The organism is Rhizobium sp. M1, assembly GCF_002531805.1.
GTDB lineage: Bacteria > Pseudomonadota > Alphaproteobacteria > Rhizobiales > Rhizobiaceae > Rhizobium > Rhizobium etli_C.
Genome location: NZ_NWSW01000006.1, coordinates 111,228 through 123,760, shown reverse-complemented (window position 1 = coordinate 123,760; position 12,533 = coordinate 111,228). Strand labels below are relative to the sequence as shown.

The 12,533-nt window shown below is 62.3% G+C and carries 10 protein-coding genes; 6 read left to right on the top strand and 4 right to left on the bottom strand.

Annotation, left to right across the window (positions count from 1 at the left end; all coding sequences use genetic code 11):
* Positions 1-25 precede the first annotated feature (25 nt).
* From CO655_RS06755 to CO655_RS06745, 3 genes are all read right to left on the bottom strand, one after another.
* The gene (locus CO655_RS06755) at positions 26-1,408 is read right to left on the bottom strand and encodes a sensor histidine kinase (RefSeq protein WP_097664173.1); all 1,383 of its coding nucleotides are present in this window, start codon (positions 1,406-1,408) and stop codon (positions 26-28) included.
* The gene (locus tag CO655_RS06750) at positions 1,405-2,082 is read right to left on the bottom strand and encodes a response regulator transcription factor (RefSeq protein WP_085743241.1); all 678 of its coding nucleotides are present in this window, start codon (positions 2,080-2,082) and stop codon (positions 1,405-1,407) included. Before CO655_RS06750 ends, CO655_RS06755 begins: the two co-directional genes overlap by 4 nt.
* Before the next feature lie 96 nt (positions 2,083-2,178).
* Complete coding sequence (locus CO655_RS06745) at positions 2,179-4,047, bottom strand: adenylate/guanylate cyclase domain-containing protein (RefSeq protein WP_097664172.1); 1,869 nt, start codon at positions 4,045-4,047, stop codon at positions 2,179-2,181.
* Positions 4,048-4,404: 357 nt separating this feature from the next.
* Between CO655_RS06745 and CO655_RS06740 the strand changes: the two genes are divergently transcribed.
* Positions 4,405-5,451 carry an ABC transporter substrate-binding protein gene (locus CO655_RS06740; protein ID WP_064683404.1) on the top strand — a complete coding sequence of 349 codons (1,047 nt, stop codon included), beginning with the start codon at positions 4,405-4,407 and terminating at the stop codon, positions 5,449-5,451.
* A gap of 149 nt (positions 5,452-5,600) precedes the next feature.
* Here the strand turns inward: CO655_RS06740 and CO655_RS06735 are convergent, their stop codons facing one another.
* A complete protein-coding gene (locus tag CO655_RS06735) occupies positions 5,601-6,992 on the bottom strand; it encodes an MmgE/PrpD family protein (protein WP_097664171.1) in 1,392 nt (463 codons plus the stop codon).
* A 70-nt stretch (positions 6,993-7,062) separates the two neighbouring features.
* Between CO655_RS06735 and CO655_RS06730 the strand changes: the two genes are divergently transcribed.
* The 5 genes from CO655_RS06730 to CO655_RS06710 all read left to right on the top strand — a co-directional run bounded on the left by CO655_RS06730 (position 7,063) and on the right by CO655_RS06710 (position 12,497).
* Entirely contained in the window at positions 7,063-8,037 is a 975-nt protein-coding gene (locus CO655_RS06730) for a LysR family transcriptional regulator (protein ID WP_348628142.1), read from the top strand.
* The gene (locus CO655_RS06725; protein ID WP_097580392.1) at positions 8,034-8,939 is read left to right on the top strand and encodes a LysR family transcriptional regulator; all 906 of its coding nucleotides are present in this window, start codon (positions 8,034-8,036) and stop codon (positions 8,937-8,939) included. Before CO655_RS06730 ends, CO655_RS06725 begins: the two co-directional genes overlap by 4 nt.
* Before the next feature lie 173 nt (positions 8,940-9,112).
* Positions 9,113-10,057: an ABC transporter permease gene (locus CO655_RS06720; RefSeq protein ID WP_097664169.1), complete on the top strand. Its 945-nt coding sequence runs from the start codon at positions 9,113-9,115 to the stop codon at positions 10,055-10,057.
* A complete protein-coding gene (locus CO655_RS06715) occupies positions 10,054-10,872 on the top strand; it encodes an ABC transporter permease (RefSeq protein WP_097603933.1) in 819 nt (272 codons plus the stop codon). The genes CO655_RS06720 and CO655_RS06715 overlap by 4 nt, the downstream gene beginning before the upstream one ends.
* Positions 10,869-12,497, top strand: coding sequence for an ABC transporter ATP-binding protein (locus CO655_RS06710; protein WP_097603934.1), 1,629 nt, complete (start codon positions 10,869-10,871; stop codon positions 12,495-12,497). The genes CO655_RS06715 and CO655_RS06710 overlap by 4 nt, the downstream gene beginning before the upstream one ends.
* The last annotated feature ends 36 nt before the right edge of the window (positions 12,498-12,533 follow it).

Below are 12,533 nucleotides of genomic sequence, written 5' to 3'. Positions count from 1 at the left end.
GCAAAGGCCGGGGTGGCGACGGCTTTTACGACGCCCTGGCAAAGGTGACGGCCACCTTCAGCCCGCGGTCGCCCGTTCCAGGTTCCAACGTCATGACAGCATTGAAAAGATTGGCGATTTCCTCGACGATGGGAAGGCCGAGGCCGGCGCCGGGCGCGGCGGAATCATTGCCGCGCGAAAAACGGCGGCGTACTGCCTCCAGCTTCTCGCGCGCAATACCGGGGCCGTTGTCCTCGACTTCGAGGCGGATCGTCTCGGCGGCGGCGATGACGCGGACGGTGACTTCAGCCCCCTTGCCGGCATAGGCGATGGCATTGCCGGCAAGATTGCGCAGCATTTCGCCGATCAGCAGCGGCTCGGCGCGGATCATCGCCGGGCTCTCACCCTCGAAGCCGAGATCGATGCCGGCGACGGCAGCGGCCGGGATCTGTTCGCCGGTGATTTCCTGGGCGATGGCGGCGAGATCGATGGCGGAGGCGGTCAGCGCCTCCTTGGCCGTGGCGGCGTCGATCTTCGCCATCAGCAGAAGCTGGGCAAGGATGCGCTCGGCATGCGCGACGGCCTGGTCGCCCTTCAGCGCTGCCGCCTGGGCTTCACCGAGCGAGCCGGCGCGGGCCGAAAGTGCAAGCTGGGTGCGGATAATCGCCAGCGGCGTGCGCAGCTGGTGGCTGGCATTGCCGGTGAAATTGCGCAGGGCATCGAGCGCCGACTGCAGGCGGACCATGAAGGAATTGACCGTATCGACCAGCGGCTCGACCTCGCTCGGCACGGTTTGTTCGATCGGATGCAGATCGTCAGGACTGCGTTCGCCGATGGCGTCGCCGAGCTTGTAGAGCGGGCGGAGCGCCACCGTGACCGAGATCCAGACGATCACCGCCGCTCCGGCGATCATGACGGCGAGGCGCAGTGCAGAACGCACGAGGATCGCCTGGGTCAACTGTCGGCGGGCGATCGTGGTTTCGGCGACGGTCACGACGAAGGGTACCGAGCGGATGCCGGTCGAGGCGGACCGTTCGAGCGTGGCGATGCGGATCGGCTCGCCGCGAAAGGTGTCGTCGGCGAAGGCGGCCGCACCGCTCGGCGTCTTCTGCAGGACCGGCAGAGCCTGGTAACCGGTGATGAATTGGCCCGGCGGGCCGTCGACGCGGTAGAAGACGCGGTCCTGCGCGGCCGAAGTCAGCATTTCGAGCGCGACATAGGGGATATCGACCTGCAGCGTGCCATCTTCGGCGACGACGACCCGTTCGGCGATCGCGAGCGCCGAGCCGGCGAGAACACGGTCGGAGACGATGTTCGAGGTCTGCACAGCCTCGCGATAGGTATCGGCAAGCGCCAGCATGCCGATGACGGCCGTGGAGACGAGCAGCCAGAAGAGCAGCCGGCGCCGGAGAGAGTAGGCGGCCTTCATGAAGCCTCGGGCAGCTTGTCGAGATAATAGCCGATGCCGCGGGCAGTCTTGACTGTCAGGCCATGCGGCGAAAGGCGCTTTCTCAGCCGGCTGACATATTGCTCGATGGCGTTTGCGGAAATGTCGTCGTCGAAGGCGGTCAGCGACTGTATGATCGCCTCCTTGGCCACGACCTTGCCGGCCCGCATGAAGAGGATTTCGAGCAGGCCAAGTTCTCGGGCGGGAATGTCAAGAGGGGTGGAACCGGCGGAGAAGGTGCGGGAATTGAGATCGAAGGAAATGCCGCCGAAGCCGACCGTCGCCGAACGCAGCCCGGCCTGGCGGCGCAGCAGCACGCGCACACGAGCCTCGAATTCGGCGATGTCGAAGGGCTTGATCAGATAATCGTCGGCGCCGAGATCAAGGCCTTTTACCCGTTCCTCCGGCGCTCCACGCGCGGTCAGGATGAGGACGGCCGCCTGATTCTGCCGGGCGCGCATGGCGCGCAGCACGTCGAGCCCGTCCATCTCAGGCAGGTTGAGGTCGAGGATGACAAGGTCGAAATTTTCCGCCGCGATGACGGCATTGGCGGAGGCCCCGTCATGGACCACATCGACGGCATGGCCCGTGCCGCGCAAGATCGCCGAGAGCCCGTCGGCCAGCGCGATATTGTCTTCGGTGAGCAGGATGCGCACGGATGTTCCCCTGTTTTTCAAGCGACGTTACAGGGGTGAGGACGGGTTGTCACAGCGATTTTGAAGATTGGTGAACGGGCCGGATAAAGATCGATCTCAGCTGCCCGTCCTTTCCATCTCCTCGCGTTGCGTCATCGCGGCGGCGAGCAGCTTCTGGAAGCGCGGGTCGTCGCGGATATTGTCGAGGTCGGAATCATTATTGAACCATTTGATATGGTAGACGGAGCTGTTCGGCAGCAGCTTCTCCAAAAGGTCGATCGCCTGGTCGACATCGCCGAGGACGGAATAGACGCAGGCGAGATTATACTGGGCGACAATGTCGTCGGGGTCGATGGCGATCGCCCGCGCCGCCCAGTCGCGTGCGCGTTTGACATCGCCGAGATGGGCAAGCGCGAGCGCACCGCGATGGGCGGGGCCGGAATTTTCCGGATTGAGATTCAGCGCGCGTTCGGCGCGCAGCAAGCCGAGGCGGGCCCAGTTTTCCCTGTCCACCCCACGGCCGAGCGAATGGTAGGCGGCCATCAGATGGATCGGCGAGACATAGTCGTCAGGGCGGATTTCGGCGGCGCGGGTGAAATATTGAACGGATTCGGCAAAGTTTCCGTGCATGAAGAAGAACCTGGCATAATGGAAATTCGCCTCGAAGAGGTTCGGGTCGAGCGTCAGGGCACGCTCGAAGGCCGCCGCCGCCCGGTCATCATAGCCGCTCTGATGCAGCGCCAAGCCGTGCGAAGCATGGGCCTCCGGAAGATCGGGATCGAGTGCGAGCGCGCGGGCGCTCATCTCGAGGATGCGTCTCAGCGGCACATCGTCGGGCGCCCAGTCGCGGATCGCGGCGTCGCAATCGGCGATGCCGGCATAAGCGCGGGCATAGTCCGGATCGAGCTCGACTGCCTTGCAGAACATGCGCCTGGCGAGCTGCAGGTAGGATTTCGTCCAGGTGTGGGAAAGCTGGCGGCCCCGGAGATAATAGGTATAGGCCTCGACATTGGCGGTCGGCTCGTTGGCGATCGCCTTCTTCTCCTCCGGCAGCAGGCGCACCTTCAGCTGGCCGACGATCGCATGGGTGATCTCGTCCTGGATGGCGAAGATGTCGGTGAGGTCACGGTCGTAGCGCTCGGCCCAGAGATGATCGCCATTGGCGGTGTCGATCAGCTGGCCGGAGATGCGCACGCGCTTGTCGAAGATGCGCACACTGCCTTCGAGCACATAGCGCACGCCGAGTTCCTGGGCGAGCCGCTTCAACTTCACCGAGATGCCCTTGTAGGTAAAGATCGTATTGCGCGGCACGACGTGCAGGCTGGAGATCTTGGAGAGATCGGTGATGATGTCTTCGGTTATGCCGTCGGAGAAATAATCCTGGTCGGCGTCGCCGCTCATATTGGTGAAAGGCAAGACCGCGATGAAGCAGGTATTGCGGTTCTGCGCGATGAGCTTGGCGGAAGAGGGTGGCGCGAGGGTGACGGTATAGACCTGCACCGGCTGGCGGATGTTCTTCAGCATGTGTTCGCCGATAAATTCGAAGCCGAGATTGAGGCGCGAGCCGACCTGATCGCGCACCGAAGCCGACACGGCGATGCCGCCGGGGGCGGCGATACGCTCGAGTCTCGCGGCGAGATTGACGCCGTCGCCGAAGATGTCGCCGTTTTCGACGACGACGTCGCCGAGATTGATGCCGATGCGGAATTCGACGCGCTCATCCTTCGGGACGTTCTCGTTGCGCGTCGACATGCTGCGCTGGATTTCGGCGGCGCAGGCGACCGCATTCACGACGCTCTGGAATTCGGCAAGGATGCCGTCGCCGGTGAGTTTGACGATCCGGCCCTTGTAGTCCGAAATCCTGATATCGACCAGCTCGCAGCGATGGCGGTTCAGCGCCTGCAGCGTGCCTGACTCATCGATGCCCATCAGCCGGCTGTAGCCGACGACATCCGCAGCGAGAATAGCGCTCAGTCGTCGTTCCATGACCCCTCCCATGGATCTTCCCGGAATAACCTAGCTATTTTTAGAGTTTTTGTCGCGCAGAGTCGTCCCCCGAAAAAGTAATTCGGGCGGCGTCGACGTTTTGACGCGGTAGCGCGACCATATATCGTCGCCGGTCTTCATCAATACTCTAAAAGGGTGAAGGACGGCCTTGTTTGCTAATCCTTTGTGGTGAAAGCTGGCGGAAACGAAATATACGGCTTGGTCAAAGCTTGCCGGTCGGCACCGAAAATGACCAGTGATCGAGTTGAGCCGGCCCCACCGAGGGCCTCGCTCCGGCGCGCCCTTGCTCCTCCAGCCGTGCTCGGGCATTGTTGCGGCATGAGGAGAATTTTCATCTTGCTGCTGGCGTTCTGGCCGGGTTTTGCCCTGGCCGATCAGGTCTTTTTTCCGGCGAAATCGGGCAAGGCCGAGGCGCCGGTGCTGACCGTTTATTCCTCGCTCGACGAGCCGCTGGCGCAGCCGATGATCCGGGGCTTTCAGGAGGCCAATCCCGATGTCGCGGTCAGATATGAGGACATGCTGACCGGCGAAATCTACGACCGGATCGTCGGGGAGACGGATGCCGGCAAGAAGACGGCGGATTTTGCTTTCTCCTCGGCGATGGACCTGCAGGTGAAGCTTTCGAATGACGGCTATGCCCAGGTCAGCAATCTGCCGATGAGCGCCGCATGGCCGAAATGGGCGAACTGGCGCAACACCGCCTATGCGCTGACTTTCGAGCCGGCGGTCTTCGTCTATCACAAGCCGAGCTTCGCGCATGAGCCGGTGCCAAGCTCGCGGGCGGAACTCGTCGACTATCTGAAGCGCAAGGGCAATGCGGTTTATGGCCGGATCAGCACCTACGATATCGAGAGGTCCGGTGTCGGCTTTCTGTTCATGGCGCGCGACCAGGAGCAATTCGGCGACATCTGGTCGGTGATCGGCGCGATGGGCGCGGCCGGCGTCAAGCTTTACTCGACGAGCTCGGCGATCCTCGAACGCGTTGCCGACGGGCGCTTCGTGCTCGGCTACAATATCCTCGGCTCCTACGCCGCCGACTGGGCTTCGCGGCATCCTGATGTCGGGATCGTGCTGCCGAAGGACTATACGGTGGTGATGTCGCGGATCGGGCTGGTCCCGCAGGCGGCCGCCGAGCCGGAGCTCGGTCGTCGTTACCTTACCTTTTTCATGTCGAAGGAGGGCCAGACGATCATGGCGCGCGAGCTGCAGATCCCCGCGGTCAGCCCCGAGGTGGCCGGCGAGAACACCGCCAATACGCTGCAGGAGCTGCTCGGTTCGCAACTTCGGCCAGTGCCTGTCAGCCCCGGGCTGATGGTCTATCTCGACCAGGTGAAGCGGGCGCGGCTGATCGCGCACTGGAACGAGGTTCTGCGGGCGCAGTGAGGAAGACCTGTCCTTGCGAGCGCCGGACAGCCATATCCGGAAGAGGATTGCCGGATCCGCGCTGCCTGTCTCAGCCGCGCCGAAGCAGGTCGGCGCGGCTGAAGCAACCTGCGGAACGCGAAGTCACGAAAAGCCCGGATTGACAGGGGTTATACGGTCTCAGGTCCCGCAAGCAATTCAGCTTTCCGGCTGTGGTTCGCCATGCCAAGCTCCGTCCACAGGTCTGCGGCCTCATTCAGTCTTCTGAGGCGCGCGTAGAGGTCGCAGCCCGGTTGACGATTTCCCCATTTCAGGCAGTCTTCAAATTTTTCGCGGCGCTCCTGCGTGCTCAGCGGGTCTTCCACGGAACCCTTTGCATGGAGACGTTGTCGGCGTAGCGTCGTCCCGTCCGACAGCCGCACGGTGACAATATGCGGCAACCGTTCATTTCCTTTTTCCTCGTCCGCTGAATAGGATTCCATCGTTATGCGTTTTGCCAGCATCCTCACATCCGGGCGCGAAACGGCAGAGCGCGTGAAATCGCCAAGGCTGACGGATCCATTCAGAAAGGCCGTCGCCAGACAGTATTGCATCGAGAAGCGGGCCTGCATCTCGTCTGCGGGTTCCGCATAGGCGAGGTTGCGAAAGGCGGAGACGCCGACCTTGGTGTCGATCGACACGATGTCGTCCGCCGTCAGTCCATAGTCTCGTTTAAGCTCGAGCAGCGCATCGATTGCCCGGTGGGTCGATGCGCAGCATGGATGTCGCTTGGTGACCAAGCCGCGTCTTTCGATGATATGGGCCGGCTCCGGTCGCAGATCCGTCCATGCCCGCGGGTCGTCTCCGCCAAAAAGATCCAGAAATCCCTGCGGCCTTTCCAGGATGTCGAGCCGGCCTCTGATGCCTGCAATGGCGAGCCGCGCCGCCTCAACCGCGTTTCGGGCTGCAATGCCTGCATGAAGCGGCTTGGCCAGAGTACCGAACTGACCCTTGGGGCCGCAGGCGAGCGAGGCTGCAAGGCTCATCGCCTGCGCCGTCTCCTCCTCGCTTGCGCCCAGCAACTGAGCCACACCCGCCGCGGCGCCGACTGCGCCCACCGTCGCCGTCCCATGCCAGCCCCTGTTGTAATGCGAGGGATTGACGCCGAAACCCACGGCAGCCTGCGCGTCCAGGCCTGCAAGATAGGCGCTCAGAAAAGCGCGGCCGCTCACCGGGCGACCTGCTGCAACCGTGGCCAGCAATGCAGGGACGAGGACCGCGGATGCATGGGCGCGGGCTGGATGGAAATTGTCGTCGAAATCCAGTGCATGCGCCGCAGTTCCATTGACGAGCGCGGCAATGGAGGAGGGGGCGCCGCCGCCTGCTACAAGCCAGGCGCTTCCTCCGCCTGCGATTTCGCTTGCAAAAGCCGCGGTCACGCCGGTGACGGCCAGGTCTCCGGCGCCGGCGATCATGCAGCCAAAAGTATCGGCGACGGCATCGATTGCCCGTTCGATGGCGGTTTCAGAGAAATGCTTTCGGGATGAAAGCTGGGCTGCGATGCGCTGCAGAACGGTGGTCATTGACGAAACTCTTTCGATGGTCTTCGGTCGAGACCGGAAATTGTTCTGCTTTTGACAGCGCTGCAATCTTATGCAGTTCTCGAATAAGGCTACCGAGGAAAGTCATCACATGGTCAGGGCAGTCAGCGCAGGCATCAGCCTCAAGCATATCGAGGCCTATGACGCGATCGCGGCAACGGGATCGACGATCGCCGCCGCGCTGGAGCTCGGCATTTCACAATCCAATGCCAGCCGACTGCTGCAGCAGCTTGAAGACTATCTCGGCGTCCGTCTGTTCGAACGTGACAAGAACCGGCTGTCTCCGACCCGCGAAGGCCGGCAGCTCGGGCCGGATATCCGCGCTATTTCGGATCGGTTGCGGGAGCTGAAAACGGCGGCGGTGGAATTGGAAAGCGGTCGTTCACGCGACATGCTGCTGCGCCTTGCCTTCCCGGCCAGCCTGTCATCCACCGTGCTTCCCCGCATGATCAAGGCCTTCTTCGGCGCCCATGGTCCGGTGCGCGTGGAGCTCGCTTCCGGCAGCTATCTGGCGATCGAGAGGATGGTGGCGGACGGAGAGGCCGATATCGGTTTCGCGCGCCTGCCGCTGGCGACGCCCGGACTGCGGCAGGAGAAACAGCTTTTCTCCCGCATCGTCTGCGCGCTTCATGCCGATCATCCATTGGCAAAACAGAGCGCTCTGACGATATCGGACCTCAAGGGGCAGGACCTCATCGTCCTCAACCGGGAGCGGCCTGTTCGGCACGAATTGGAGGCGCTTTTCTACCAGGGCGGGCTACGCCAGCGCCCGCTGCTCGAGGCACATTCGGTGGCCAGTGCATGTGCGCTGGCTGCGAATGGTTTGGGGATCGCCCTGGTGGGCGACATCATCGCGCGCGAATACACAGCCCTGCCGCTGCGTTTCGTGCCATTGGTGCCCGAACTGCCGGTGACCTATTGCCTCGTCAGCGGCGAGAAATATCCCTTGGCCAAATCCGCGGGCCTTTTTCTGCAAAGCATTGCCGACTGGCGCTGGGCCGCCGGTGCAGAGGACGCTTCACGATGAACATCAGACAGCTCGAGGTCTTGCGGACGCTGATGTCCACCGGATCGACCATTGCGACGGCCAAGGCCATGGGCCTCAGCCAGTCGGGGGTGAGCCGGCTCCTGCAGCAGCTCGAGGCGGACTTGTCCATCACCCTTTTTGTACGCGACAAGGGGCGGCTGATCCCGACGCCGGAGGCGGCCATCCTCGCCCGGGATGCAGAGAATATTCTCTTGGCCGTGGATCGCATGTCCGGGCACGCCCAAGATCTGAGAAGCGGCGCCGCAGGGCCGGAAATCGTGCGGATCGGTCTGCCAAGCAGCATGTGGGAGAACTTCGCGCCGGCCATGCTGGTGGATTACGTGCGGGATTTCCCCAGTGTCCGCATCGAGACGTTTTTCGACACGACCATTGCCATCAATAAGCTGGTCGAGGAGCGTGTGCTCGATATCGGCTTCCTGCGTATGGAAGGGGAAATCGGTCCCGGCATCGAAGTCGAGCAGGTGGCGAGCGGGGAAAGCGTCTGCGTCATCCCGAGGGATCACCGGCTGGCAGAACTGGCGGAGATCTCGGCCAAGGACCTGCGCGACGTACCGCTGATCCTCATCGGCCGTCAAAGGCCCAATCGCATGGCGCTCGATCAGAGCTTCAAACAGGCGGGCGTGAAGCAGATCGTCAAGATCGAAACGCATACGAACAGTTCCGCTTGTTCCTATGTCGCCCACGGCCTCGGTGTCACGATCATCAGCAGCTTCTATGCAAATCTCTATCGCCATCTTCCCGTCGTGCATCGTCCGTTCATTCCGCATGCACGTCAACAGTTCGGGCTTGCACGTGCTGCAGGGGTTCCCCTGTCGATTGCAGCGCAATCCCTGAGCGATGCATTAAAACGGCAGATCCAGCTTTCACAAAAAGATATTTGAATCAGTAACTTATTTCTCCTGAACAACAGAATGGCAGCGTTTCCTGCATCCTATCATTCTGCATAAACATATGACGAATACGCATAATATTGCGGAGATTTTTTCATTCCGTCATAGTCTCCCTTAACGAAACCGATGGCGGCCACGGCTCTGCCGCCGATCGTGGGGAACACATGATACGCTTCATTCTTAACCGCCTGTTGATGGCATTGCCGACGATCGCCCTCGTGGCCGCCACCGTTTTCGCACTCATCCGGCTCATCCCCGGCGATCCCGCCGCTTTGATGCTCGGCGACATGGCGCAGCCTGACCAAGTGGCGGCGATGCGCATCGAGCTCGGGCTCGACAAATCGATGATCCAGCAATTCGTCATCTGGGCAGGGAACGTTCTGCAGGGTGATTTCGGGCGCTCCATCGTCAACGGCGAGGCGGTGCTGCCGCTGGTCGCATCCCGCTTCTTGGTCAGCGCCGAAATTGTCGTCATTGCTGTGTTGCTGGCGAGCGTCATCGCAGTGCCCGCCGGCGTGATCGCGGCCTGGCGACAGAACAGCCTGACGGACCTGGCCCTGGTGGGCACGGCGACGGTGCTGCTTTCCATTCCGACTTTTTGGCTCGGCCTCCTGCTGCTGCTGCTTTTCGGCCTGAAGCTCGGCTGGTTGCCGGTTCTCGGTTATGTCTCGGTCGGCGACAATATCGCCAGCGGGATCCTGTATCTCGTCCTGCCGATCATGACGCTGGTCATCCACGAAATGGGCGTTCTGATCCGCATGGCGCGTGCTTCGACGCTGGAAGTCCTGCGTCTCGACTACATCACGCATGCGCGCGCCAAGGGCCTTTCGGAAAGCGCGGTCCTCTGGCGCCATGCCTTCAAGAATGCTTTTGGCCCGACATGGACGGTTATCGGCCTGATCCTCGGCAACCTGCTCGGGGGAATCGCGGTGATCGAAACCGTCTTCACCATTCCGGGCCTCGGCCGTTTGATGGTCGATAGCATCTTTGCCCGGGATTACCCGGTGATCCAGGGCTGCCTGCTGTTCGTGGCGCTATCCTATGTTCTGGTCAATCTGGTGGTCGATCTCCTCTATCCCTTCTTCGATCCGCGGGTGGTTGCCGAATGAAAAAGTTCACTTTCAACGGCCTCATCGGCAGCATTCTGATTGCCATCCTGGTGATCACCGCCGCGGTCGGTCTTTTCTGGACCCCATATGACCCGATGAAACTTGGTTTTGCCGTAAGGCTTGCTGCCCCCGGCGGCGCTCATCTGCTCGGGACCGACGAGTTCGGACGCGATGTTCTCAGCCGCTTGATGGTCGGCGCTCGGGCCAGCGTGTGGATCGGCACGCTGACCGTCGGTTTCGCGACCGTCTTCGGCACGTTGATCGGTGTTGTCAGCGGTTATGTCCGCGGCTGGGCCGACGGCGTCATCATGGCGATCAACAATGCGCTGCTGGCATTCCCCGGCATTCTGCTGGCGCTCGGGCTGCTGGCCGTATTCGGCGCCAATCAGTACGGCATCATCTTCGCACTCGGCATTGCCTACACCCCGTCCATGGCGCGCGTCGTGCGCGGCGCGGTTCTGTCGTTGCGGGAGCGGGAATTCATCGAAGCGTCGAGAATAATGGGCAACAGCGAGCTTTTCACGATGGTCCGTCACATCCTGCCCAATTGCCTTGCCCCGATCACCGTGCTTGCCACGTCGATGTTCGGTTGGGCCATCCTCTCGGAAAGCGCCCTGAGCTTCCTGGGTCTAGGTGTGCCTCCGCCGGCGCCGACCTGGGGCAACATGCTTGCCGCCGGCCGTCCGTTCATCCAGCAGGCCGTGTGGCTCGGCCTTTTTCCCGGCCTCTGCATCGCGCTGACGCTGCTCGGCATCAATCTTCTGGGCGACGCCCTTCGTGACAAGCTGGATCCGCGTATGAGGGGGCTGAAATGACCGGCGACACGCTTTTGAACGTTTGCGGTCTCTCGCTTGAGGTTGCAGGCACCGGCCTGCAGGTCGTCAAGGACGTCGGCTTCGACATAGCGCCAGGCGAGATTGTCGGCATTGTCGGCGAGAGCGGCTCAGGCAAGACGCTGGCGACCCGGGCGCTGATATCGCTGCTGCCGGCGGCGGTTCGCGTGACCGGCGGAACCGTGCGCTACAAGGGCCGCGACGTGCTTTCGATGAGCAACAGTGATCTTCGGGCGATGCGGGGCCGCGAGATCGGCGTCGTGTTCCAGGAACCGATGACATCCCTCAATCCATCCATGACCATCGGCCGTCAGCTGGAGGAGGGGCTTGTCCTGCACACGAAGCTGGCGCCGCAGGAGCGGCGTGCGCGCATCCTCGACATGCTGAAGCGCGTCGGTATTCTCAACCCTGAAGGCGCCCTCACTTCCTACCCGCATGAGTTTTCCGGCGGCATGCGCCAGCGCATCATGCTGGCCTCCGTCATGCTGCTGAAGCCGGCATTGCTGATCGCCGACGAGCCGACCACGGCGCTGGATGCCGTCATTCAGCGCGACGTGATGGAGCTGATGGTCGATCTGACGACCGCGGAAGGCACGGCCGTCCTGCTGATCAGCCACGATCTGCCGATGGTTGCCCGGTACACCAGCCGTATCATCGTCATGGAGAAGGGCGCAATTGTCGAGCAGGGGAGAGCCGACAAGCTTCTCGCGGCGCCACAGCATCCCTACACATGCAAGCTCCTCTCCTCGCTCCCCTATCGCGGTGAACCGCGCGCCATCGATAAGACCAAGACACCGATGGTGTCGGCGCAGAACATCGTCGTCGATTATCCCGGTCGCCGGTCGTTCCTCAAAAAGGCGCGGGGGAAGCGGGCCCTGCATGGGGTCAGCATCGATGTCTATGAAGGCGAGGTGGTCGCCCTCGTCGGTGGTTCCGGTTCGGGAAAGACGACGCTCGGCCGCACCATCGCCGGCCTTGTCAGGGAAAGCGGCGGGACGATCGAGTTCCAGGGCCGGTCCCGCAACGAGGATTGGAAGAACTACCGGCTGGATTGCCAGATGGTGTTCCAAGACCCCTACTCCTCGCTCGATCCGCGCATGACCATTCTCGCGCTTGTCGAGGAGGCGCTGCGTCTGGTGCCGAACCTGAGCGGCGAGGCCAAGCGGCGACGGGCTTTCGAAACGCTCGAGGAAGTCGGCCTCGGGAAGGACTATGCCAGCCGCTATCCGCACGAATTGTCAGGCGGCCAGCGGCAGCGCGTCGCCATTGCCCGGGCTGTTGCGCGCCGGCCGAAATTCCTGATCGCCGACGAGCCGGTGTCGGCGCTCGACGTTACTGTCCGTGCGCAGGTGCTCGACCTCTTCTCGGATCTGCAGAAACGCTACGGCTTCTCCTGCCTTTTCATCAGCCACGATCTTGGCGTGGTCGAACAGGTGGCTGACCGGGTGGTGGTGATGCAGGAGGGCCGCATCGTCGAGCAAGGCGACTGCGGCACGATCTTCGACAATCCGAGGGAGCCCTACACGCGTCGTCTCCTCTCGGCCATCCCCGCGCTCGACCACAATGCAAGCGGTGGTGTGACACTCAAATGGCGTTTGGAGAATTAACGTGGCTATCGTGACGACATCGGCCGATACGGCCGA